We start from the raw sequence: 22,317 nt of genomic DNA on the forward strand, positions 1-22,317 counted from the left end.
GCGTGCATCACCGCCCAGTCTTGCTGATCTTTTTGCCGGTCTGCGCAGCCACTTCCAGCGCCTGGCCGTCCCGCTGCTTGCCTTGGCGTGCCAGGCCCTCAAGCTGGGGTATCAGCATGCCTTCCGGCAAGTGCCGCCAGAACCGCCCCGGCATGTGCAGGCGCAGGGCATCAGGGTTGAGGCGGGCAGGGTTGAACGTATGGCGGTAATAGGTACGCCATAGCTCGGCCCCCGGGTCCTCGGCACTGCGCGCCCACTGCCGCCATTGCGCCGGGCAGCGTCGTTGATAGTCGAACCCGGCACCGTCGAAGCGAATGCCATCCTGAGGCGTAGCGATCAGCCAGCGCAACTTGCCCAGGCGGTCGGCAAAGTGTGCACTGGCGCTCTGAAGAACGTCATGTGCCGGCTCGTGGTAAGCCACCAGGTCCAGTTGCAACTGCCCGGCCACCGCTTCGGGCAGCGGCACGAAGCGCACAAAAGCATGCAAATGATGGGCTTCGCGCGTTACCTGCTTGATGCGCCGTTGCAACTCACTGCCCAGGCGGTCCCCTGCCAGCATTGCCGTGCGGTCGCCGTGGGCGACACGCCACAGCACTTCGTACAGCAGGTTCCAGCGTTGCTCGCCACGGTAGCGAGAGGCCAGTTCCAACTGCCCCAACAACTGGGCCGGGACTTTGGCCCGGAAGGGGCCAGGGCCGGCAGGCAGCGCTGCGGGTACAGCCAGCAAATCCGCCATGGGGCCCTGGTTCCAGGTGATTTCCGAAGGGTCGATGCCATGCCCCAGCAACACCCGCGCCTGTTGACGCCATGTGGCGAACAGGTCGTCGCAGTCGAGCGCAATCACCCCCACAACCCCATTTGCACCGGCGCCTGCGGTTCGCGCAGGCGTGCACGCAGCAAGCCGCTGCGCAGTTCGGCCTGTGCCGGGCGGTAATCGCTGGTGACGATGAACGGGCGGGCCTTGTCCAGCACGCAGCGCAGCTGAATCAGGTCGTCATAGCGGATACGCCGTTCCCGGCGCAAGGCCACCAGGCGCTGCACGCTGCGCAGGCCAATGCCGGGGATGCGTGCCAGCAGCGCCGGCTCGGCGCGGTTCACGTCCAAGGGGAATACCTCGCGGTTGGCCAGCGCCCAGGCCAGCTTGGGGTCGATGTCCAGTGCCAGGTTACCGTGCTGGCCCAACAGCTCACCCGCCTTGTAGCCATAGCCCCGGAGCAGGAAGTCAGCCTGGTACAGGCGGTGCTCGCGCAACAGTGGGGGGGCGGCCAACGGCACGCTGCCTGGGCTGTCGGGGATCGGGCTGAACGCGGAGTAGTACACCCGCTTGAGGCCGTAACCCTGGTAAAGCGATTCGGCATTGCGCAACAAGGTGCTGTCATCGGTGCTGTCGGCACCGACGATGACCTGGGTACTTTGCCCCGCCGGGGTAAAGCGCGGTGCCCTGGGTTCATTGGCTACGGCTTGCTGCCCCTGGTGAATGACGCCCATGGCCTGGCGAATGGTGTGTGCCTGCTTTTCAGGCGCCAGGCGCTTGAGGCTGTCGTCGGTCGGCAGCTCGATGTTGACGCTGAGCCGGTCAGCCAGGCGCCCGGCTTCTTCGATCAGCAGCGGGTCGGCGTCGGGGATGGTCTTCAGGTGGATGTACCCGCGGAAGTTGTGTTCTTCGCGCAACAGCCGGGCCACGCGGATCAGCTGCTCCATGGTGTAGTCCGCCGAACGGATGATGCCAGAGCTGAGGAACAGGCCGCTGATGCAGTTGCGCCGATAGAAATCCAAGGTCAGGCGCACTACCTCTTCCGGGCTGAAACGTGCCCGAGGCACGTTGCTGGAGCGGCGGTTGACACAGTACTGGCAGTCGTACAGGCAAAAATTGGTCAGCAGCACCTTCAGCAGCGACACGCAGCGGCCGTCGGGCGTATAGCTGTGACAAATACCCATGCCATTGGTAGCACCCAGGCCATCGCCACCGCGCGAATTGCGCTTGGGCGCGCCGCTGCTCGCGCAGGAAGCGTCGTACTTGGCAGCGTCGGCCAGAATACCGAGTTTGGCGATGAGTTGCATGAGGGCGTCTCGCTGTACTGAATATTCATACAGTATTTTGAGATCTTACGGATTGCAAGAGGTTGTGCGCCATACCCGACTACATTCGTCAGAAACATCCCTATTGCTGGGCCACGGCCCACAGCTGCTGGCGAAGCCAGCGCCGCAAGGGGTCGGCATGGGTACGCGCATGCCAGATCTGCATCACCTCCACCGGCGGCAGCTCCAGCGGTAGCGGGAACATGCGCAGGTCCTCGTCACGGTCGGTAGCTTCGAGGGCCAGCGAGCGCAGGCAGGTCAAAAGCAGGTCGGTACCCCGCAGCAAGCGCATGGGTGCGATGAAGCTGGACAGGCCAGCCACCACCCGGCGTTGCTTGCCCTGGCTGTGCAGGGCGCGATCAACCAGCCCATCAAGGTCACCGGTCAGGGTGGTGAGCAGATGGTCACTGGCCAGAAAGGTGTCCAGGTCCAGGCCGCTATCCAGGCCTGGATGGCTGCGCGAGGCAAGCACTACGAACTGCTCCCTGAGCAGCCGCTGCTGGTGGAAGGTGTCGGGCAGGTCGGTGTAGAAGCCGGCGACAGCCAGGTCACAGGTGCCTTTTTCCAGCGCTTCTCGGGGTAACGCGCCCCGGGTGTTGTGTGTAACCAGCGTCAGGTTGGGCGCTTGGCTGCGCAGTACCGGTAACAGCCTGGGCAGCAGTGTCTGCTCCACATAATCGGTGCTGTACAGGTGTATGCGGGCAGGGCGGGCGAGAAAGTCTTGCCCCTCGCAGCGTTCATAGAAGCCTTCCAGGCCCGTTACAAGGCGTTCTACGTCCGGCGCCAACTCATGGGCACGCGGTGTGGGGGTAAGCCCTCTGGGCGCACGCACGAACAGGGGGTCGCCAAGCTGGTCTCGCAATTTGCCGAGCTTGTGGCTGAGTGCGGGCTGGCTGAGCGCCATACGTTGGGCGGCGAGCGTGGCGCTGCGCTCCTGGTAAAGCACATGGAACAGATAGAGCAGGTTCAAGTCCTTGTTGGCGATATTCATATTCCGAATGGCAGCCATGATCACTTTAGAATTATCGAATCATAGCCGTAGCGGTAGGATTCCCCCAGTGATGACTGACCCGGAGCTGCCAATTACACCTTGCGCTCCGCCACTTTGGTATTGCAGGCGCTTGCCTGATCAGGAGTTGACGCATGAAGAAGCTGACCACACTGGCGCTGGCAGTCACCGGCGCTTTGCTTGCCGGTGGTGCCCAATCGGCGCCCAAAGGCGAAGTACTGGTGCTGCTGTCCAGCGAACACCAGCTGCCGTTGCAGAACGGCGAACACTACGCCACCGGCTATTACCTCAATGAGTTCGGTGTGCCCGCCGACCAATTGCTCAAGGCTGGCTACCGCCTGGTGCTGGTGACACCCAAGGGTAATGCCCCGCGCGTGGATCCGCGCTCGGTCGACCCACAGTATTTCGCCGGTGATGCAGCAGAGATGCGCCGGATTGAACAGGTGGTGCAGGGGCTGCCAGACATCGGCGATACCCTGTCGGTGAAAGAAGTGCTGGCTGGCGACCTCGATCGCTATGCCGGGCTGTTCATCCCCGGCGGCCACGCGCCTTTGATCGACTTGGCCAACAACCCGGATGTCGGCGCCTTGTTGCGGCATTTCCACCAGGCAGGCAAACCCACTGCGGCTATCTGCCACGGCCCAATCGCTTTGCTGTCGGCGCAGCAGGACCCGGTTGGCTACCAGGCCGCGCTGGCGCGTGGCGAGCGGGCGGCAGCCAGAGACTGGGTGTATCAGGGCTACAAGATGACTATCTTCTCTGACCCAGAGGAGCAGGTGTTCGAGCGTTCGCTCAACGACCAGCGCTTGTTGTTCTACCCGGCGAACGCGATGGCGGCGGCCGGCGGCGACATGGGTTATGCCAAGGCCTGGCAACCGAATGTGGTGGTGGATCGCGAGTTGATTACCGGGCAGAACCCGTTCTCGGACAAGGCCCTGGCCAAGGCGTTGCTGAAAAAACTCGGTGAGCGCGCGAAGCTCACGGCCGAGGCCAACTGAAGCGCAAGCGGCCAGCCCAAGCAGAAGGGGCGCCACAGTGGCGCCCCTTCTTGTTTACCGCTTAGGCTTCAGCGTCCCAAGGACGATCACCTTTTTCATCCTTGACGCGGGTCGGCAGGCCCATCACGTCCAGCGCCTTGAGGAACGGCTCGGCTGGCAGCTCCTCGACGTTGACCATGCGTTTGGCATCCCACTCGCCACGGGCAACCAGCAGGGCCGCAGCCACTGGCGGTACGCCTGCGGTGTAGGAGATGCCCTGGCTGTCGGTTTCGGCGTAGGCCTCTTCGTGGTCGGCCACGTTGTAGATGAACACTTCGCGCGGTTGACCGTTCTTGGTGCCTTTGACCAGGTCGCCGATGCAGGTCTTGCCGGTGTAGCCCGGGGCCAGCGAGGCCGGGTCTGGCAGCACGGCCTTGACCACTTTCAGCGGCACCACTTCCAGGCCTTCGGCCGTTTTCACCGGCTGCTCGCTGAGCAGGCCAAGGTTTTTCAGCACCGTGAACACATTGATGTAGTGCTCGCCGAAGCTCATCCAGAAGCGTACGTTCGGCACGTTGAGGTTCTTCGAAATCGAGTGAACTTCGTCATGGCCGGTGAGGTACAGGTTTTGCGAGCCGACCACCGGCAGGTCGTCGGTACGCTTGACTTCGAACATGGTGTTGCTGGTCCATTGGCTGTTCTGCCAGCTCCACACTTGCCCGGTGAACTCGCGGAAGTTGATTTCCGGGTCGAAGTTGGTGGCGAAGTACTTGCCATGCGAACCGGCATTGACGTCGAGAATGTCGATCGAATCAATGCTGTCGAAATACTGTTGCTGCGCAAGTTTTGCGTAGCTGTTGACCACACCCGGGTCAAAGCCGACCCCGAGAATGGCGGTAATGTTCTTTTGTTGGCACTCTTCGAGGTGTTTCCACTCGTAGTTGCCGTACCACGGCGGGGTCTCGCAGATCTTGCCCGGCTCTTCGTGGATGGCGGTGTCCAGGTAGGCGACACCGGTATCGATGCAGGCACGCAGCACCGACATGTTGAGGAAGGCGGAACCGACGTTGATCACGATCTGCGACTCGGTCTCGCGGATCAGCGCCTTGGTGGCCTCGACATCGAGGGCATTGAGCGAGAAGGCCTGGATGTCGGCGGGAACCTTGAGGCTACCCTTGGCCTTGACGCTGTCGATGATGGCCTGGCATTTGGAGATGTTCCGTGACGCGATAGCGATACGACCCAGTTCGTCGTTATGCTGCGCGCACTTGTGGGCCACCACCTTGGCGACACCTCCTGCACCAATGATAAGAACGTTCTTCTTCAATTTACCTGTTGCTCCTTACTTGGGAAGCCGGCCTTACGACAGGCTGGAAACGTAGTCTTCAAAACCGAACTCACGGACGACCTCGACGCTGCCGTCGAGTTGCTTGACCGCGATGGACGGCATTTTCAAACCGTTGAACCAGTTTTTCTTGACCATGGTGTAACCGGCCGTATCTACGAACGACAGGCGATCGCCAATGGCCAATGGGCGGTCGAACTGGTACTCACCGAAGATGTCACCGGCCAGGCACGATTTGCCGCAGACCATGTAGGTGTGCTCGCCGTCGTTGGGGGCCATCTTGGCGTTCAGGCGGTAGATCAGCAGGTCGAGCAGGTGCGCTTCGATCGAGCTGTCGACCACGGCCAGGTGCTTGCCGTTGTACAAGGTGTCGAGCACGGTCACTTCCAGCGAGGCGCTGTTGGTGATGGCGGCTTCGCCAGGCTCCAGGTACACCTGCACCCCGTAGGTTTGTGCGAAGGCCTTGAGGCGCGCGCAGAAAGCGTCTACTGCGTAGTCTTCACCGGTGAAGTGGATGCCGCCGCCCAGGCTGACCCACTCGACCTGGTGCAGCAGGTGGCCGAAGCGCTCTTCGATGTGCGTGAGCATCTTGTCGAACAGGCCGAAGTCACCGTTCTCGCAGTTGTTGTGGAACATGAAACCAGAGATCTGGCCGATCACCTGCTCGATCTTGGCCGGGTCCCATTCGCCCAGGCGGCTGAACGGCCGGGCCGGGTCGGCCAGCAGGTAGTCGGAGCTGCTGACCTGCGGGTTGACGCGCAGGCCACGCACCTTGCCTTCGGACTGGTCGGCAAAGCGTTGCAGCTGGCCGATCGAGTTGAAGATGATCTTGTCGCAGTTCTCGAGCATTTCCTCGACCTCGTCGTCGGCCCAGGCCACGCTGTAGGCGTGGGTCTCGCCGGCAAACTTCTGGCGGCCGAGCTTGAGCTCGAACAGGGAAGACGAGGTGGTGCCGTCCATGTACTGCTGCATCAGGTCGAATACCGACCAGGTGGCAAAGCACTTGAGGGCGAGCAGTGCCTTGGCACCGGAGTGTTCGCGCACGTAGGCGATCTTCTCCATGTTGCTGAGCAGCTTGGTTTTATCGATGAGGTAGTACGGCGTCTTGATCATTTAAAGGCCCCCGGCCAGGCCGGCCAAAAAAAGGACACGCATTGTGCCTTCCCTTGCCGCAGATCGAAAGGGCGCAGGGCATTTTTCCTTTGCGTGGCTGCCACTGCCGGGCAGAGTCGCCGGCAGTGTCGGGTTCAGTGATACACGGCAAAGGAAACAGACAGATGACAGCCCGTATCAGTCGACCTGTCGCAACCACGCCTGTATCTGTTCCAAAGTGGCGGTAGCACCCCCGCATACCACCACCAGCACGTTCGGGTAACGCGCCATGGCGCTGGCGTCATAGGCCAGCGCCAACGCGGCGCCACAGGCGGGCTCCACCAGTAGCCGATGGTCTTGCAGAAAGCGCTCGCAAGCCTGCAGCGCGGCACGGTCGCTGACCAGGTGGCTGTGTACCGGTTGCCGACGCGTACAGGCCAGCGCCTGTTCGGCCACCCGCTTGGCACCCAGCGAGCCGGCGATCGAGGCAATGCGCGGCAACGCCACGGTGTGTCCGGCTTGCATGGCCGCGTGCAGCGAGGCAGCGCCGGTCGTCTCCACGGCCAGCACCGGCACGTCCGCCCAGCCATTGCGTTGCAGCCCCTCGACCACGCCGCTGAGCAGCCCGCCACCCCCCACCGACAGCACGACCGCATCGGGCTTGAAGCCGGTCGCAACCACTTCGTCGACCAGGCTGGCATGCCCGGCCCACAGCAGCGGGTCGTCGAAGGGGTGAATGAAGGCATCGCCAGCGCCTACCAGGGTCAGTGCCAGTTCGTTGGCTTCCTGCCACGAGCTGCCGTGTACCAGTACCTTGGCATTTTCCAGGCGCAGCAGCTCCTTGGCCCGTTCGGTGGTGGTCTCGGGCACCACCACGGTCACCGGCACCCCCAGTTTGCGCCCGGCGTAGGCCACCGCCAGGCCGGCATTGCCCCCCGAGGACGACACCAGGTGCCTGGCACCCCGCGCGTAGTGAACCTCGCAGGCGTGGCCCACCCCGCGCAGCTTGAACGAGCCACAAGGCTGCAGGGCGTCAAGCTTGAGCCAGATGTTGCGCCCGGCAGCCAGCGACAGCGGGCGTGATTCGATCAGGGGCGTAGGGATGTGCAAGGTCATAGGCTGGCTCCGCGCAGTTGTTCGAGGTAGTTGTAGATGGTGTAGCGGGTCACGCCGAGTGCGCTGGCGGCCTTCTCGACGCCGCCCTTGACAATGAACAGGCCACGCTCCTGCATCACGCGCACAGCTTCGAGCTTGGCCTGCTTGTTCATTCGCCCTTGGCCGTTGCGCTGCAGTGCGCCCTGGATGATCTCGCTCATCAGCAGCGCCATGTCGGCAGGCTCGTTGGCGGTCGGCGTAGCGCCCAGGGGCTGGAAGTGCTGGAGGAACTGCATGGCCGCATCCAGGCCGGTAACATCGGTGTTCACGCACAGGCTGGCAAACGGGTGCCCGCTGCTGTCGCGGAATATCGCGGTGGCGCTGCGCAGCGTGCGGCCCTTGAGGGTAGTGGGGTAGTCGGGCAGCACCACCGGCTCACAACCCTGCTGGTCGGCCGAGGCCCGCATCAGTGCCTTGAAACCCTGATCCTGTTCCGGGGCGGCAAGGATCGGGCTGCCGATGCTGCGACCGGAAAGGTGGCCATTGACGATAGCCACCACCGAGTGCTCGGGGTGGTCGAGGTCGTGCAGGAGGATTTCCATGTTGCGCGCGGCAACGCTGCCCAAGGCCTGGATGGCGGCCTTGAGCACGGTGAGGGTGAGCTGGCGCTCGGCAGTGGGTGTCATGGGCAACGAGCCGCTAAAATCAACGATTTGTGTATATTTACACGAATCGTTGATTTTAGCGACGGTTGCCTGAAGGGCGTTGCCGTGGGGGGGTCAACCCAGCGCGGGGGTGCGCGGCGGCACAATGCGGCGCGAACCGGTCGCTTCAAAGGCGGCCGCAAAGGTCAGCAGGGCATTGTCGCTGTAGGCCCGCCCGGCGAAGGTCAGGCCCACCGGCATACCGATGTCGGCCATGACGCCCATCGGTACGGTCACGGTCGGTACGCCAAGGTGGCGGATCGCCAGGTTGCCATTGGCCACCCAGACGCCGTTGCTCCAGGCGATGTCTGCCGATACCGGGTTGACGTCGGCATCCGCCGGGCCGACATCGGCCACGGTGGGGAACAGCACGGCGTCCAGGCCTTGGGCGTCCATCCAGTCTTCCAGGTCCAGCTTGCGGGTCCGCTCCAGGCCGCGCAGCCCATCGGGCAGGGTCTCGATCTGGTCCCAGGTCTTCAGGCCACGCTTGGCCATGTTGACGTATTCGTCCATGCCGGCTGCCAGGTCGTCCTCGCGGTTGGGCAGGGTGCCCGGGTCGTGCGGGAAAATCTGAGGGCCATCGACATCCGCCAGGCGGTTGAGCTTGGGGTCGCCATTGGCGCGCAGGAAATCATCGAAGCCCCAGCCCGACAGCTCCCAGAGCTCGTCGTGCAGGAATTCCTTGCTGACGATGCCGCGGTTGTACACCGTGGGTGCACCGGGGCGGTCCCCTTCGCAGTTGGACACCAGCGGGAAATCGACTTCCTCCACTTGCGCGCCGGCCGCTTCCAGGGCCTGACGGGCCTGTTGCCACAGGGCGATAACGCTCGCGCGGGTGTGGATGCGCTGGCCGGTAGGGCCCCCGATACCGGGCTTTTGCGAAGTGCCGGCTGCGTCGTCGGCATTGATGTACATGCGCGGCACGCCGAAGCGCTTGCCCTTGAGGGCGCCGGCATCGGCGGCCAGGTCCAGGTACGACGCCGGGCGCACCGCCGAGGCCGCAGGGATGGGCACCCAGGGCTGCAGGCGCCACAGGTCGCCACGCTTGTCGGGGTCATCGGCGACCACGACGTCGAGTACCTCCAGCAGGTCGGCCATGGTGCGCGCATAGGGCACCACCACATCCATGGTCGGGGTCAGCGGCCAGTTGCCGCGCACCGAAATCACCCCACGCGAGGGCGTGTAGGCGCACAGGCCATTGTTCGAGGCGGGGCCGCGGCCACTGGACCAGGTTTCTTCGGCCAAGCCAAAGGCGCTGAAACTGGCGGCGGTAGCCGTGCCGGCGCCGTTGGACGAGCCCGAGGCGAACGGCGCGGTCAGGTAATGGGCGTTGTACGGGCTTTCGGCGCGGCCATACACACCGCGCTGCATGCCCCCGTTGGCCATGGGCGGCATGTTGGTCTTGCCCAGGCATATGGCCCCGGCGGCGCGCAGGCGCTCGATGGTGAAAGCGTCGCGCTGGGCCACCAGGTCTTTGAAGGCCGGGCTGCCCGATGCCGCAGTCAGGCCTTTGACCAGGTAGCTGTCCTTGGCGGTGTAGGGAATGCCGTCCAGCGGGCTCAGCAGCTGGCCATTGGCGCGGCGGGCATCGGAGGCCTCGGCTTCTTGCAGCGCCTGCGGGTTGCGCACCACTACGGCGTTCAGGGCGGTGGCCGTGTCGGCGCCGTCATAGGCATCAATGCGGGCCAGGTAGGCCTTGACCAGCTCGACCGCCGTCGTGCGGCCCGATTCGAGCGCGTCGCGCAGCTCGGCAATGGAAACCTCGGTTACCTCGATCATGCGTTCACCAAACAATGTACAGGTGGGGGCTATTGCGGGGAGTGTACAAGAAGGGCTACGCCGACGCAGGTTTGCGCAGGGGCAAATGGTTTTGTGCAGGTGGGCATTGTCATGCCCGAGTACGCGGCAGGCATTGGCAGAGGCGGCCCTGTATCACCACAGGGCCACCTTCGGCGCGCGTTGTATCAGTTGTCCAGATCCGCAGCCGAATGCCGTTCAGGCACCTGGCTGGCTTCGTCGCCCCAGGTACGGTTCACCCGGGTGCCGCGTTGCACTGCGTTGCGCTGGGCGATCTCTTGCGCCCAGCGCTGCACATTCGGGTACTCGTGCACCGCCAGGAACTCTGCTGCGCCATACAGGTTGCCCAGTACCAGCTGGCCGTACCAGGGCCACACGGCAATATCGGCGATGCTGTATGCCTCACCGCCCAGGTAGCGGCTTTCGGCCAGGCGCCGGTCAAGCACATCCAGCTGACGCTTGGCTTCCATGGTGAAGCGGTTGATGGCGTACTCGAACTTCTCCGGCGCGTACACATAGAAATGACCAAAGCCGCCACCCAGGTACGGCGCCGCCCCCATCTGCCAGAACAGCCAGTTCAGGCACTCGGTGCGGGCAGCAGGCGCTGTCGGCAGCAGGGCGCCGAACTTTTCTGCCAGGTACAACAGGATCGAGCCGGACTCGAATACACGCACCGGTGGTTCCTGGCTGCAGTCGAGCAGCGCGGGGATCTTGGAGTTGGGGTTGACCTTGACGAAGCCGCTGGAAAACTGGTCGCCTTCGCCGATGCGGATCAGCCAGGCATCGTACTCCGCGCCAGCGTGGCCGAGTTCAAGCAGCTCTTCCAGGGCAATGGTGACCTTCACGCCGTTGGGCGTGGCCAGCGAATACAGCTGCAGCGGTTGCTCGCCCTTGGGCAGGTCCTTGTCGTGGGTAGGGCCGGCGACAGGGCGGTTGATGCTGGCGAACTGGCCCCCGGATGCAGCGTCAGGGCGCCAGACCTTGGGTGGCACGTAGGCGGGTTTGCTCATGCATGAAACTCCTTCAAGGGCGCTGAAGCGGTCAGATAAAACCGTTGACCGTCATCTATGCCACGGGTTCGCCGCCAGGCGCAAATGCAGGGTGCGCGTGCAGGCCTGGCATAACGCCAGTTTCATCCAGTTTTCATGCGGCGCCTGCGGGGCCAGGCCTATGCTGGGTTATCGCATTGCCACGCAAGGAGCCGCTGGCCGATGACTCTCCCCCGTTGCGTGTTGACGCTGGCGCTGTGCGCCTGCCTGCTGGCCCATGCCGAGGCTGCGCAATGGGCAGCAGGCCTGCATCACATGACCCTGACCGACCCGGTCGATAACCGGCCCATGCAGGCGCTGGCGTTCTACCCAGCGCTGGGCCAGGCCCGCAGTAGCCGTATCGATGGCTACCCGCTCGACGTGGCCGAAGAGGCCCCCATCGCCATGGGGCGCTTCCCGCTGTTGGCGCTGTCGCACGGCAATACCGGCAGCCCGCTGGCGTTGCATTACCTGGCTACGGCGTTGGCGCGCGCAGGGTTCGTGGTGGTGGCGGTGGTCCACCCCGGGGACAACACCCGCGACCACAGCCGCCTGGGCACCCTGAGCAATCTGTATGGCCGGCCGTTGCAGCTCAGCGCCGCGATCACCGCGGCCCGCGCAGACAGCGTGGTGGGCCCGTACCTGACGGACGGCAAGGTGGGTGTGATCGGCTACTCGGCGGGTGGTGAAACGGCGTTGATCTTGTCTGGCGCGCACCCGGACCTGGAGCGTTTGCGCCAGTACTGCCTGGAACGCCCCAACGACGCCGACGCCTGCAAGACCCACGGCATATTGATAGCCGACCGCAGTGAGCTTGGCCCCAAGGCCGACCCGCGTGTCGGCGCGGTGATGTTGATGGCGCCGCTCAGCCTGCTGTTCGGGCGGCATGCCCTGGCCGGGGTGCAGGTGCCGGCACTGATCTACAGCGGCGACAGCGACCAGTTGGTGGCCGTGGACCGCAACGCCGCAGCGCTGGCCCGCAAGCTGCCAGTCACACCGGATTACCGGCTGTTGGCCGGTGCCGGGCATTTCGTGTTCATGGCCCGTTGCGATGCCGAGCAATACCAGCGCATGCCGGTGCTGTGCAAGGATGCCGAAGGCGTTGACCGTCGGCATATCCACCACTCACTGCAACGTGAAACCGCAGCGTTCTTCAGCGAGGCGCTGGGGGCGCCGCAATTGGCCGAGCGCTCAGCGGCCACGGCCACGCCGCGCCAGTAGCAGCGTCAGCCCGACGCCGGCCAGTGCCAGCAGGGCGGCCACGCAGAAGATCGAGGCATAGCCCAGGTGCGCGGCAACCGCCCCCATTACCGGCCCGGCGAGAGCCAGGGCCATGTCGAAGAACACCGCGTAGGCGCTCAGCCCGGCACCCCGGCTGCTGCTGGGTACCTGCCTGATGGCTTCGACGCCCAGTGCCGGGTACACCAGCGACAGCCCAAAGCCGGTCAGCCCGGCGCCCAGCAACGCCCACGGTGGTGAGGGCGCCAGCCACAGCAGGCCAAGGCCGAGCACTTCGGTGGCCATGCAGGCGACCGCGACGTTGTAGCCACCAAAGCGGTTGACCGCGTTGACGAACAGCAGCCGGGAGATGATGAAGCACACGCCAAACGCGCTCAGGCACCAGGCTGCTCCGGCCCAGCCACGCTCAAGGTAATACAGGGTGACAAAGGTGGTCAGGGTGCCGTACCCGATGGAAGCGAGGGTCAGGCCAACACCACACGGCGCCACCCGGCCGAACGCCGACCAGAAGGGCAGGCGCTCGCCGCGCGTCACAGCCACGTCGGGGCGTTTGCGCAGCACCAGCAGGGCAATGGCTGCCAACCCCAGCAGCGCCGGGCCCAGCACGCTGAAGCTCAGCCCGTCCACGGCCAGCACCCCCACTGGCGCGCCGATGGCGATGGCACCGTAAGAGGCGATGCCGTTCCATGAAATGACCCGGGCGGTGTGTTCAGGGCCGACCTGGCTGATTCCCCAGCTCAGGGTCGCCACGCCGATCAACCCCTGGGCTATGCCCAGCAGCAGGCGCCCGGCAAGCAGTAGGCCCAGGCTGAGGGTTGGCAGGTTCAGCGCCCAGGCGGACAGCAGGGTCAGCACGCCGCAGCCGGCGATACCCAGCAGGCCATAGCGTATTGCCCGCTTGCCGCCCAGGGTATCGGCCACCCTGCCGGCTAATGGCCGGCTGAGCAGGGTGGCCAGGTATTGCAAGGCGATGGTCACACCCGCGATCACGGCGCCAAAGCCCAGCTGATCGTGCACATGGCTGGGCAGTACCGCGATCGGCAGGCCGATGCAGAGGAAGGCAATGAAGGTGTAGAAGACGATCGACAGGATTTGCAGGGTTATGTGCAAGCTATCGCTGGGGGGAGCAGGTTGTTGCGCGGTCATGGGCTCGTTCGCGGGCGGGCGGTTGGGCGTGAACCCATCATGGCCGTTGCGCGAAGGAAATGAAAGCAGGCTAACGAATTTTTCGTGCAGAGGCCTGCGCTGTGGCGCAAGGCCTGGTCGCCGAAGGCGGCCAGGCCTTACGGCTCAATCAGACCAACACACCCTGGCTACGCAGGTAGTCGTCGTAGGTACCGCTGAAGTCCACCACGCCATCGGCCGAGAGCTCGATGATGCGGGTAGCCAGCGACGAAACGAATTCGCGGTCGTGGCTGACGAACAGCAGGGTGCCTGGGTAGTTTTCCAGCGCCAGGTTGAGTGCTTCGATCGACTCCATGTCCAGGTGGTTGGTCGGTTCGTCCATCACCAGCACGTTGGGCTTTTGCAGGATCAGCTTGCCGAACAGCATGCGGCCTTGTTCACCACCGGAAATCACCTTCACCGACTTGAGGATCTCGTCGTTGGAGAACAGCATGCGCCCCAGGGTGCCGCGGATCACCTGCTCGCCGGATGTCCACTGGCCCATCCAGTCGAACAGGGTCATGTCGTCTTCAAAGTCGTGGGCGTGGTCTTGCGCGTAGTAGCCGACTTCGGCGCTGTCGGTCCACTTCACCGAACCGGCATCCGGGGTCATTTCGCCGACCAGGGTGCGCAGCAGGGTGGTCTTGCCGATACCGTTGGGGCCGATGATCGCCACGCGCTCACCCGCTTCCACGGTAAGGTCGAAGTTCTTGAACAGCACCTTGTCATCGAAGGCTTTGGCCATTTTCTCGACGACCACGGCCTGGCGGTGCAGCTTTTTGGTTTGTTCGAAGCGAATGAACGGGCTGACGCGGCTGGACGGTTTCACCTCGGCCAGCTGGATCTTGTCGATCTGCTTGGCGCGCGAAGTGGCCTGCTTGGCTTTCGAAGCGTTGGCCGAGAAGCGGCTGACGAAGGTCTGCAGTTCGGCGATCTGGGCTTTTTTCTTGGCGTTGTCCGCCAGCAATTGCTCGCGCGACTGGGTGGCCGCCGTCATGTACTCGTCGTAGTTGCCCGGGAACAGGCGCAGCTCGCCGTAGTCCAGGTCAGCCATGTGGGTGCACACGCTGTTGAGGAAGTGGCGGTCGTGGGAAATGATGATCATGGTGCTGTTACGCGCCGTGAGGATCGTTTCGAGCCAGCGGATGGTGTTGATGTCCAGGTGGTTGGTCGGTTCGTCGAGCAGCAGCACGTCCGGGTCCGAGAACAGCGCCTGGGCCAGCAGCACACGCAGCTTCCAGCCAGGGGCCACTTCGCTCATCGGGCCGAAGTGCTGCTCCAGCGGAATACCCAGGCCCAGCAGCAGTTCGCCGGCGCGCGACTCGGCGGTGTAGCCGTCCATTTCGGCGAACTCGGTTTCCAGTTCGGCGACGGCCATGCCGTCTTCCTCGGACATTTCCGGCAGCGAGTAGATACGGTCGCGCTCAGCCTTGACCTTCCACAACTGGCCGTGGCCCATGATCACCGTGTCGATGACGGTGAATTCCTCGTAGGCGAACTGGTCCTGGCGCAGCTTGCCCAGGCGGGTGTTAGGTTCGAGCATGACCTGGCCACCCGAAGGCTCCAGGTCACCGCCGAGGATCTTCATGAAAGTCGACTTGCCGCAGCCGTTGGCGCCGATCAGGCCGTAGCGGTTGCCGTTGTTGAATTTGACAGAAACGTTTTCGAACAGCGGCTTGGAGCCGAACTGCATGGTGATGTTGGCGGTGGAGATCAAGGAGCTTACCTATCAATAACTTACGTGGCTTCTTCGCAGCTGCGGACCAATTTGGGACCAGTCTGGCGCTTTTCCAGTTCTGACCAGTGGTTGGACGAGTCAATCCAGCGCGCATAAGTCGATAAGAGCATCTGCACGCCATGCCCGAGCTGTTGGGCGATAAATGTGGGGTTGAGACCAGACATTGAGCGTATTGTCGCATAGGTGTGGCGGCAGTTATACGGGGGCGGTACCTGATCCCCAAACCTGCGAGGATCGGCCCGCCATGGTTGATGCCGGTCGGACGTGACCGTCCCCCCCCCTTGAAGGATGACTTGATGAATTCCAACCACAGCGTCTATGCCGTCGATCATATTGGCTTCGCCGTCAGCTCACTGGAAGAAGCCATTCGCTTCTGGACAATCGGGCTTGGTTTCACGCTCGAACGCCAGTCGGAAATGGGAGGACAATTCATTCTCGATGTAACCGGCACCGCCGACCCGAAGGTGCGAACGGCGATAGTGAAAGGGCCGGATGGCAGCCGACTGGAATTGCTGGAATATTCGCAGGGTGCCCGCCACGGTGTCACCCCGCCTACGGCATCTGCGATTGGCTCAGCGCATCTGGCATTGGGCGTGCAAGACATGCACGCCGTACTCACTCGCATAGAGCAAGCGGGCTGGAAGGCCAGGGGTACGCCTCAACCGATTCCCGCAGGCCCACGCAAGGGTACGCTGGTGGTGTATGTGACCGGGCCAGACAACATTACGTTGGAGCTGATGCAGGCGGCTGAGTAGTTTTCTGCTCTCGCCTGATGTGTGCTGTCTTCAAGCGGGTGCACGGGCAAGCTCATTGCTTGTTCATCATCAGTACATGCGTCAATGCAATAAGCAGAATCTGGCGAGAGCCCAACTCAAGCGTGCAAGATCGATCATTCTTCATGCCATCGGGTGCACTCATGCTCAAGCAAACGCCCGTCGTGTTCATCAACGGCCTCATCGGCTGCCTTGATCACAGCACCCTGCATAAGCGCCTGTGTCCGCTTCCGGTCATCGTGCCTGACCTGCTCGGATATGGCCGTCTGAGTGGTGTTACGCCATGCAACGTGAATATCCCTTCTCAGATCGAGCACCTGCACCGAGAGATCGGCAAGCACGCCTCAGGTGGGCGAGTACACCTGGTCGGCCACTCCGTGGGTGGGGTTGTAGCCATGCTCTATGCGAGGCGTTATCGAGATCAAGTAGCCAGCATCACAAGCGTAGAGGGCAATTTTTCACTGAAAGATGCGTTCTGGTCTTCTAGTGTGGCAAAAATGTCTGCGCAAGAAACAGAGGCTCTGCTAGCCGGCTATCGTGCAAATCCGAAAGCCTGGATGGAGCGCGCAGGGGTTGCTTCTAGCCAGCAACGCCTTGAGGTTGCTATGGCCTGGTTGGCTCATCAACCCTCCAGCACAGTGCAAGCCATGGCCCGATCAGTGCTGGTCGGGACCGGAGGTGATGATTACCACGATGCCTTGAAGGCGATATTTTCTTCTATACCTGTGCATCTGCTGGCCGGAGAGCGCTCCCGGGCCGAATGGGATGTGCCTGACTGGGCGATAGCGCAGTCGGCCAGTATCACCATCATGCGTGAGGTGGGCCATCTGATGATGCTTGAGCAGCCACAGGCATTTGCGCAGGAGATCGCCCAGATACTCGATCAGGTTTGATCGGAATCACGGAGCAGCGCACGACAACCTAGTTAAGGGTAATGGTGAGCGGCTGCTCTCGACCCATTGCTGCCCTTCGCATGGGGGGCAGTCGGCCAGAAGTACACGGTAGACAGGACAGCTATCCAAACTCGATCAGATTCGAATTTGATCTACTGAATTGTCGCATGGCCGGGGTATCGTTATCAGTGGCTGGCGAATTCACAAGTATTGAGGGAACATTCGGAGTATCAGGTACTAGCCACCAAGGAACGGAAATGGCACTGACCAGCAAAATCACTCCCTATGACCCCACTTGGCCCGCCCGCTTTCTGGCAGACAAGCCACTCATCGCTTCGGCCTTTGGCGATGAACTGATCGCCATACAGCATGTTGGAAGTACCTCCGTTCCAGGGCTCGCGGCGAAGCCTGAGATCGATGTGCTCATCGAGGTTCACGATCATAGCAACGCCTCGGCGCGGGACGAGGTGTTGATGGGCTTGGGATATGTGCGAGGAAGCGACTTGTCGGAAGGGCATCATTTCTATCGGCGTAATGTGGATGGGATTCGCACGCACAAGCTCCACGCTTGTGTCCGTGGCCACCTTGCGATCACCCAGATGGTGGGGTTCAGAGATTTGCTTAGATGCGATGCCTCTATGCGCCAGCAGTATGAAGCACTGAAGCTCCAACTTGAGTCGAGCACTACAGGTGGGATGGCTGAGTATCTGGAGAAAAAGTCTCCGTTTATTATCGCGGCACTAGTGCATGCCGGCATCGTATCTGGATGACCGATGGGTTGCTAAGCGGCGCCGGTATCAAGTGTCTGCATTGGGTCGGTAGCGGTCATCCACGACCGGAAGCTTGCGACCCATTGCAGACACTCACGCAAAGGAGCACTGCAAACCGAGGCCTCCGATCGCCATTACTGCTGGCTCTGGTTTGAGTTTTGCGCCGTTACGGTATCTCTGGTTTGTTCCATGCGGTGTTTGCGACATCCCTTTTCGTACAGAGCCTAGGCCGGTCTTGCGGCGCCCGTTGGATTTCTCTTGCGCATCAGTCTGCGCTTTCAGATCACACACCGATGCTGCCTGGTGATGAAGAACTCGGTGCACCGGGCAGCTTTCGTCATGCTGACGCGGTACTGGTTGTTCAGAATGGGGCAAGGGCCGTATTATCAGGCCGGTGTCTCGGTTTGTGCTGAGACTCACTTCCTTCGAAGGACATGAGCATGGGAAAATATTTCGGTAATTCAGGCCTGTTCAAGGCGGCTTCGTATTCCTGCAACGAACTCTTAGTCAGTGGTATCGCTAGCTGGGAGCGGAAAAATATTGCCCTGAATACGAAGGAGTTTTTGATATGTCCAAAGAATTATTCGGAGTTTCTGCTCTAGGTTTAATGGTGGTCGGTGAGTTCTGTGCAATCTACAGTGAGGTCGTGGTCGCTAAACTCGCGCAGACGGGAAGTGCTTCATGGGGCGCTATCAGCTTTCCCTTGGTGCTGATGTGTTTTGCAGGGATTTGCCTACTGGCGGCATACTGGCTTGGATACGTTGCAGTCGGTGACATCTGGATCGTTACCGTAGTATCGGTCACCTCGTTGTTGCTTCTCGAGCCCGTAATCGTGTGGTCTCTTTTTCATGAATTCCCAGGACGGGGAGCGCTCATTGGCTTTATCCTAGGGGCCTTGGGGATGCTGGCCACTGTATTGCTTTAACTCACTCTTCTGGCCCAGCATCTACTGCTGGGCCAGTTCGCACGCATTGCATTAATTTTCCGTCTGGTACCGTTGCCTGGGCCAGTCAGTGAAATGGGATCCGGCAGCATCGGCCTTTGACTGGATGCGCTCTGGAATCCCTTCCCGATGAACCGAGACATCCTTCGCCCCATCCGCTATGATCCGGGGCCAGCAACCCATGCAAACTGTGCAATGCGCGGGCGATTCAGGACCTCCTGTCACTCGTGCCTAGGTAGATCAGGGTACCGGATTACCCTGAGTCATGAATGAGGACGTTATGAAACACATAGTGGGAATTTCCGCAGCCATCGTTATGGCGTGTAGCCTGTCAGCACAGGCGGATGAGAAAGTACCTGCCCCAAACGAGAAGAATTGTTCGGGTAGCACGTACGATCAGATCCTCGCCAGTCTTTCGAAAGACGCTGATCGCAATGAATTCATTTACAACTGCAAGAGTTTTGAACAAGCTCGAAAACACACAGAGTGGAAGTTCGAGAAGAGCCCACCGGACGATTTCTGACCGCTGATGTGATTCAATGCTCGGCTCTGCACGTCGATACAGGTTTACCTTCGGTCGAACGACGTTATGGAGAAATAACCCCGTTTGGAGCAGAGCTAGTCAGACTGTGTGAAAGCCCACTGATCGGCCTTACACGCCCCGACTTGTGCGGGGCGTTGTTTTTTACTGAAAAAAGCGCTTCATCAGCGCTGACACCTCCTTTGAAGTATTACAGCTGAGCGCCCGCAATCCCCCGGACGATCACCGAGCTGCCGGCGGCCACTCGCGGTACGCCAGCCAATAAAGGCATGGCCCACATCTGAATCTGGTATTTCATCTGCACGCGCACAGCTGATTAGCATCGTCGATGTCTTTCTGTCGACGAGAACAATAACGTGAACCTTGGATCGATCATTACCCGAAGTGCCCGCTACTGGGCGGACCACATCGCCGTGGCGGACAGCCAGACGCGCCTGACCTACGCGCAATTGGAACGGCGCAGCAACCGCCTGGCGTCCGCGTTGGGTACGCTTGGCGTGGGCATTGGCGAGCATGTGGCGATTCTTGCCGCCAACCGTGTGGAACTGGTCGAAGCGGAAGTGGCGTTGTACAAGGCGGCGATGGTCAAGGTGCCGATCAATGCGCGGCTGTCGGTGGATGAAGTGGTGCGGGTACTGGAAGACTCCTGCACTGTCGCACTGATCACCGACGCGCGCTTTGCCGAGGTGCTGGCTGCCCGACGCGCGGAGTTGCCGCTGCTGCGCCAGCTGATCGTGCTGGACGGCCAAGGGGGCGACCTGGGCTATTGCGCGTTGCTGCAGCTTGGCAGCGAGGCACCGCTGGGGCTGGACCCGGCCGACGATGCGCTGGCCGTGCTGCATTACACCTCTGGCAGCTCGGGCGTGCTCAAGGCCGCGATGCTGTCGTTCGGCAACCGCAAGGCGCTGGTGCGCAAGAGCATTGCCAGCCCCATACGCCGCTCCGGGCCGGGCGACGTCATGGCTCACGTGGGGCCTATCACCCATGCCAGCGGCATGCAGATCATGCCGCTACTGGCGGTGGGCGCCTGCAACCTGTTGCTTGATCGGTATGACGAACGCCTGTTGCTGGAAACCATCCAGCGCGAGCGGGTTACGCGGCTGTTCCTAGTACCGGCAATGATCAATCGCCTGGTCAACTACCCCGGCGTCGAACACTTCGACCTGTCCAGCCTGAAGCTGGTCATGTATGGCGCCGCACCCATGGCCCCGGCCCTGGTGAAAAAGGCCATCGAACTGTTCGGGCCAATTCTCGTACAAGGCTACGGCGCCGGGGAAACCTGCTCGCTGGTCACTGTGCTGACCGAGCAGGACCATTTGGTGGAAGACGGCAATTACCAGCGCCTGGCCTCTTGCGGGCGGTGCTACTTCGAGACCGACCTGCGGGTAGTCAACGAAGCCTTCGAGGATGTAGCCCCCGGTGAAGTTGGCGAGATCGTGGTCAAGGGCCCGGACGTGATGCAGGGCTATTGGCGCGCCCCGGCGCTCACCGCCGAAGTGATGCGCGACGGTTATTACCTCACGGGCGACCTGGCCACGGTCGATGCACAGGGGTACCTGTTCATTGTCGACCGCAAGAAGGAAATGATCATCTCCGGCGGGTTCAACGTGTACCCCAGCGAGGTGGAGCAGGTGATCTACGGCTTCCCCGAGGTGTTCGAGGTGGCGGTGGTCGGCGTGCCGGACCCGCAGTGGGGCGAAGCGGTGCGTGCGGTGGTGGTGCTCAAGGCGGGCGCACAGCTGCAGGCCGATGAGCTGATCGAGCGTTGCGGCCGGGCGCTGGCCGGTTTCAAGAAGCCGCGCGGCGTCGATTTTGTCAGCGAACTGCCAAAAAACCCTAATGGCAAGGTGGTGCGCCGCCTGGTCCGGGACACCTACTGGCAACACAGCGAACGTCGCATCTGACCAGGAGCATGACCATGTACCAACCCAGTGCCAAAGCTGCGCAGATTATCGAAGCAATCGAAGGTTTCGTCCGTGACCAGGTACGCCCGCTGGAGCAGCAAGCCCAGCTGGACTGGGCGCGCCCGCATCCGCAACCAGTGCTACGCCAGGTGTGGAAGCTCGCCAGCGAGCAGGGCCTTTACACCGTCATGCTGCCTGAAAGCATGGGCGGTGCCGGCCTGAACGTGGCCGACCTGTGCGCGGTCAAGGAGGCCACGGTGCTGACCGGCTCCATGTTGGCCTCACACGTGTTGGGCGAGCTGTCGGGGCCGCCGCGGGTCGGCCACCTGTTCAAGGTGGCAAGCCCCTACCAGGTCGAGCGCTTTCTCAAGCCGGTGTGCAGTGCTGAAAAGGCCGTGTGCTTCGCCCTGACCGAAGCCGAGGCCGGCTCCGACGCCACCGCCATCAGCACCCAGGCACGTCGCGACGGCGACCACTATGTGCTCAGCGGCAGCAAGCGGTACATCTCCGGAGCCACGTACGCCGACCTGGCCGTGTTGCTGGCGGTGACCGGGCCAGGGAAGGGCGCCCAGGGTATTTCGGCATTCTTCGTCGACCTTGACGCCCCAGGGGTGCGCATCAACAGCGATTATGCGGTGATGTCAGGTGGCGGTGCCCATGGCGACATCCTGCTCGATCAGGTGCGTGTGCCGGCGGCCAACCTGATCGGCGAGGAGGGGCAGGGGTTCAAACTGGCCATGGGGCGTATCACCCTCAACCGCCTGCTGCATTGCCCGACCCTGCTGGGGATGGCCGGCCTGGCCCTGAACCTGTCGATCGAGCATGCGCGCAGCCGCAAGCAGTTCGGCCAGCCCATCGCCATGTTCCAGGCGGTCAACCACATGATCGCCGACATGGCCACCGAGCTGCACGCTGCGCGCAGCATGGTGTACGCCACGGCCCAGGTGAACGATGCCGGGGGCGATATCCGCACCCAGGCGCCGATGTGCAAATTGTTCGTCTCCGAGGCGGCGTTCCGCATCGCCGACAAGGCGGTGCAGGTGCACGGCGGTGCCGGGCTGTTGCAGGGCCACCCAGTGGAGTGGATATTCCGCGCCACGCGGATGATGCGGATCCTCACCGGCACCAGCGAGATCCAGCGCAACACCATCGCCAAAGGGGTGCTGATGCCTGCCTGACCGATGGGCCGCCCTGTCGGCGGCCTTTTTGCATCGCCCCATAACAAT

General features: G+C 62.4%; 20 protein-coding genes and 1 pseudogene. 9 read left to right on the top strand and 12 right to left on the bottom strand.

Going from position 1 to position 22,317, the window contains the following annotated elements:
- Positions 1-7 precede the first annotated feature (7 nt).
- From K4A76_RS10590 to K4A76_RS10600, 3 genes are all read right to left on the bottom strand, one after another.
- Positions 8-850, bottom strand: a complete 843-nt coding sequence (locus tag K4A76_RS10590) for a TIGR03915 family putative DNA repair protein (RefSeq protein WP_274412129.1) — start codon at positions 848-850, stop codon at positions 8-10.
- Entirely contained in the window at positions 841-2,061 is a 1,221-nt protein-coding gene (locus K4A76_RS10595; RefSeq protein WP_009686599.1) for a putative DNA modification/repair radical SAM protein, read from the bottom strand. Before K4A76_RS10595 ends, K4A76_RS10590 begins: the two co-directional genes overlap by 10 nt.
- A 100-nt stretch (positions 2,062-2,161) precedes the next feature.
- Positions 2,162-3,070, bottom strand: coding sequence for a LysR family transcriptional regulator (locus K4A76_RS10600; protein WP_274412130.1), 909 nt, complete (start codon positions 3,068-3,070; stop codon positions 2,162-2,164).
- Between the two features lie 152 nt (positions 3,071-3,222).
- Here K4A76_RS10600 and K4A76_RS10605 point away from each other — a divergent pair, with 152 nt between their 5' ends.
- Complete coding sequence (locus K4A76_RS10605) at positions 3,223-4,086, top strand: type 1 glutamine amidotransferase domain-containing protein (protein WP_274412131.1); 864 nt, start codon at positions 3,223-3,225, stop codon at positions 4,084-4,086.
- Between the two features lie 61 nt (positions 4,087-4,147).
- Here K4A76_RS10605 and K4A76_RS10610 read toward each other — a convergent pair whose 3' ends face one another.
- The 6 genes from K4A76_RS10610 to yghU all read right to left on the bottom strand — a co-directional run bounded on the left by K4A76_RS10610 (position 4,148) and on the right by yghU (position 11,108).
- A complete protein-coding gene (locus tag K4A76_RS10610) occupies positions 4,148-5,392 on the bottom strand; it encodes a saccharopine dehydrogenase family protein (RefSeq protein ID WP_054903974.1) in 1,245 nt (414 codons plus the stop codon).
- 33 nt (positions 5,393-5,425) lie between these two features.
- A complete protein-coding gene (locus tag K4A76_RS10615; RefSeq protein WP_009686603.1) occupies positions 5,426-6,523 on the bottom strand; it encodes a carboxynorspermidine decarboxylase in 1,098 nt (365 codons plus the stop codon).
- Between the two features lie 177 nt (positions 6,524-6,700).
- The gene (locus tag K4A76_RS10620) at positions 6,701-7,618 is read right to left on the bottom strand and encodes a pyridoxal-phosphate dependent enzyme (protein ID WP_125854399.1); all 918 of its coding nucleotides are present in this window, start codon (positions 7,616-7,618) and stop codon (positions 6,701-6,703) included.
- The gene (locus tag K4A76_RS10625) at positions 7,615-8,283 is read right to left on the bottom strand and encodes a PAS domain-containing protein (RefSeq protein ID WP_167524224.1); all 669 of its coding nucleotides are present in this window, start codon (positions 8,281-8,283) and stop codon (positions 7,615-7,617) included. The genes K4A76_RS10620 and K4A76_RS10625 overlap by 4 nt, the downstream gene beginning before the upstream one ends.
- Before the next feature lie 93 nt (positions 8,284-8,376).
- Complete coding sequence (locus K4A76_RS10630) at positions 8,377-10,080, bottom strand: amidase (RefSeq protein WP_274412132.1); 1,704 nt, start codon at positions 10,078-10,080, stop codon at positions 8,377-8,379.
- 185 nt (positions 10,081-10,265) lie between these two features.
- Entirely contained in the window at positions 10,266-11,108 is an 843-nt protein-coding gene (gene yghU, locus K4A76_RS10635; protein WP_274412133.1) for a glutathione-dependent disulfide-bond oxidoreductase, read from the bottom strand.
- Positions 11,109-11,309: 201 nt separating this feature from the next.
- Between yghU and K4A76_RS10640 the strand changes: the two genes are divergently transcribed.
- Positions 11,310-12,347, top strand: a complete 1,038-nt coding sequence (locus K4A76_RS10640; protein ID WP_274412134.1) for an alpha/beta hydrolase family protein — start codon at positions 11,310-11,312, stop codon at positions 12,345-12,347.
- Here the strand turns inward: K4A76_RS10640 and K4A76_RS10645 are convergent.
- The 3 genes and pseudogenes from K4A76_RS10645 to K4A76_RS10655 all read right to left on the bottom strand — a co-directional run.
- Positions 12,318-13,511, bottom strand: a complete 1,194-nt coding sequence (locus K4A76_RS10645) for an MFS transporter (RefSeq protein WP_110678340.1) — start codon at positions 13,509-13,511, stop codon at positions 12,318-12,320. The two genes, K4A76_RS10640 and K4A76_RS10645, sit on opposite strands and share 30 nt — an antisense overlap.
- A 148-nt stretch (positions 13,512-13,659) precedes the next feature.
- Entirely contained in the window at positions 13,660-15,246 is a 1,587-nt protein-coding gene (locus tag K4A76_RS10650; RefSeq protein ID WP_009686613.1) for an ABC-F family ATPase, read from the bottom strand.
- 20 nt (positions 15,247-15,266) lie between these two features.
- A pseudogene (locus K4A76_RS10655) lies at positions 15,267-15,533 on the bottom strand (site-specific integrase); the annotation flags it as partial.
- Positions 15,534-15,563: 30 nt separating this feature from the next.
- Here K4A76_RS10655 and K4A76_RS10660 point away from each other — a divergent pair.
- From K4A76_RS10660 to K4A76_RS10690, 7 genes are all read left to right on the top strand, one after another.
- Complete coding sequence (locus tag K4A76_RS10660; protein ID WP_274412135.1) at positions 15,564-16,022, top strand: VOC family protein; 459 nt, start codon at positions 15,564-15,566, stop codon at positions 16,020-16,022.
- 161 nt (positions 16,023-16,183) lie between these two features.
- Entirely contained in the window at positions 16,184-16,933 is a 750-nt protein-coding gene (locus tag K4A76_RS10665; RefSeq protein WP_274412136.1) for an alpha/beta fold hydrolase, read from the top strand.
- Positions 16,934-17,190: 257 nt separating this feature from the next.
- Positions 17,191-17,703, top strand: coding sequence for a GrpB family protein (locus tag K4A76_RS10670; RefSeq protein ID WP_110678344.1), 513 nt, complete (start codon positions 17,191-17,193; stop codon positions 17,701-17,703).
- 568 nt (positions 17,704-18,271) lie between these two features.
- Positions 18,272-18,628 carry a hypothetical protein gene (locus K4A76_RS10675; RefSeq protein ID WP_110678346.1) on the top strand — a complete coding sequence of 119 codons (357 nt, stop codon included), beginning with the start codon at positions 18,272-18,274 and terminating at the stop codon, positions 18,626-18,628.
- A 334-nt stretch (positions 18,629-18,962) separates the two neighbouring features.
- Positions 18,963-19,169 (top strand): entry exclusion lipoprotein TrbK, encoded by a 207-nt coding sequence (gene trbK, locus K4A76_RS10680; RefSeq protein WP_232108409.1) that lies wholly within the window; start codon positions 18,963-18,965, stop codon positions 19,167-19,169.
- A 374-nt stretch (positions 19,170-19,543) separates the two neighbouring features.
- Positions 19,544-21,091, top strand: a complete 1,548-nt coding sequence (locus tag K4A76_RS10685; protein ID WP_274412137.1) for an AMP-binding protein — start codon at positions 19,544-19,546, stop codon at positions 21,089-21,091.
- 14 nt (positions 21,092-21,105) lie between these two features.
- Positions 21,106-22,269, top strand: a complete 1,164-nt coding sequence (locus K4A76_RS10690) for an acyl-CoA dehydrogenase family protein (RefSeq protein ID WP_274412138.1) — start codon at positions 21,106-21,108, stop codon at positions 22,267-22,269.
- The last annotated feature ends 48 nt before the right edge of the window (positions 22,270-22,317 follow it).

This window comes from Pseudomonas sp. NEEL19, assembly GCF_028751975.1.
GTDB classification, from domain to species: domain Bacteria; phylum Pseudomonadota; class Gammaproteobacteria; order Pseudomonadales; family Pseudomonadaceae; genus Aquipseudomonas; species Aquipseudomonas juntendi.

Coding starts and splice junctions, on each gene's coding strand:
- K4A76_RS10625 (WP_167524224.1), bottom strand. CDS start 8,283: ATGACACCCACTGCCGAGCGCCAGCTCACCCTCACCGTGCTCAAGGCC.
- K4A76_RS10645 (WP_110678340.1), bottom strand. CDS start 13,511: ATGACCGCGCAACAACCTGCTCCCCCCAGCGATAGCTTGCACATAACC.
- K4A76_RS10615 (WP_009686603.1), bottom strand. CDS start 6,523: ATGATCAAGACGCCGTACTACCTCATCGATAAAACCAAGCTGCTCAGC.
- K4A76_RS10665 (WP_274412136.1), top strand. CDS start 16,184: ATGCTCAAGCAAACGCCCGTCGTGTTCATCAACGGCCTCATCGGCTGC.
- K4A76_RS10675 (WP_110678346.1), top strand. CDS start 18,272: ATGTCCAAAGAATTATTCGGAGTTTCTGCTCTAGGTTTAATGGTGGTC.
- K4A76_RS10630 (WP_274412132.1), bottom strand. CDS start 10,080: ATGATCGAGGTAACCGAGGTTTCCATTGCCGAGCTGCGCGACGCGCTC.
- trbK (WP_232108409.1), top strand. CDS start 18,963: ATGGCGTGTAGCCTGTCAGCACAGGCGGATGAGAAAGTACCTGCCCCA.
- K4A76_RS10660 (WP_274412135.1), top strand. CDS start 15,564: ATGAATTCCAACCACAGCGTCTATGCCGTCGATCATATTGGCTTCGCC.
- K4A76_RS10605 (WP_274412131.1), top strand. CDS start 3,223: ATGAAGAAGCTGACCACACTGGCGCTGGCAGTCACCGGCGCTTTGCTT.
- K4A76_RS10640 (WP_274412134.1), top strand. CDS start 11,310: ATGACTCTCCCCCGTTGCGTGTTGACGCTGGCGCTGTGCGCCTGCCTG.
- K4A76_RS10620 (WP_125854399.1), bottom strand. CDS start 7,618: ATGACCTTGCACATCCCTACGCCCCTGATCGAATCACGCCCGCTGTCG.
- K4A76_RS10600 (WP_274412130.1), bottom strand. CDS start 3,070: ATGAATATCGCCAACAAGGACTTGAACCTGCTCTATCTGTTCCATGTG.
- K4A76_RS10690 (WP_274412138.1), top strand. CDS start 21,106: ATGTACCAACCCAGTGCCAAAGCTGCGCAGATTATCGAAGCAATCGAA.
- K4A76_RS10595 (WP_009686599.1), bottom strand. CDS start 2,061: ATGCAACTCATCGCCAAACTCGGTATTCTGGCCGACGCTGCCAAGTAC.
- yghU (WP_274412133.1), bottom strand. CDS start 11,108: ATGAGCAAACCCGCCTACGTGCCACCCAAGGTCTGGCGCCCTGACGCT.
- K4A76_RS10670 (WP_110678344.1), top strand. CDS start 17,191: ATGGCACTGACCAGCAAAATCACTCCCTATGACCCCACTTGGCCCGCC.